Annotated in this window: 1 pseudogene; it reads right to left on the bottom strand. The window is 80.7% G+C overall.

From position 1 onward, the window contains the following. Positions 1–84 precede the first annotated feature (84 nt). Positions 85–615: pseudogene (locus GTW43_RS15060) on the bottom strand (transcriptional regulator); the annotation flags it as partial.

The following is a 615-nucleotide window of genomic DNA, read 5'->3' on the forward strand; positions in this document are numbered from 1 at the left end:
TTCAGGGGCGCGGGGAACTGCGCGGCCGGCCACGACGGCGCAGCAGTCGCACGCCGGAGGCCGCCCCCACGGCTCCGGGCGCGATCACCCCGTGCCCGGTATCCCCCGCGCGGCGACGATCCGCCCGAGCCCCGCCGGGTACGGCAGACTCCGGGCCAGCGCCTCGACCGCCCCCAGAGCCCGAACCCCGGCGGCCCCGCCCAGGGCCACCGCATGCACGACTCCCGCATCCACCTCGGCGATCCGCTCCCCGGTACCGCGCGCCCGCGCGACCTCCGCGGCGGCGACCGACCGCGCCGACTCCCGCCGCCCGGCGAGGAGGTGGGCCCACGCGGTGAGGACCGGTGCCTCGCCCTCGGGCAGCAGCTCGGCGACGCGCTCAGGGCGCTCCTCGAACAGGGCCAGTTCGGCGCGGGCCGTGCGCACCTCGAAGCGGGCCTGGCGGTCCCGGCCCGTGCCGACGGAGCGCTCCGCACGATCGAGCGCGCCCGCCGCCCGCCCCGGCTCCCCGGCCCACATCAGGACCCGCGCCAGCGCGGCCAGCGCGTACGGCAGCGACCACGCGTCGTCGGTCCCCGGGCCCGCCACCGCGGCCTCGGCCAGCTCCCGCGCCGC

Origin of the sequence: Streptomyces sp. SID5785, assembly GCF_009870065.1 — a bacterium.
GTDB lineage: Bacteria > Actinomycetota > Actinomycetes > Streptomycetales > Streptomycetaceae > Streptomyces.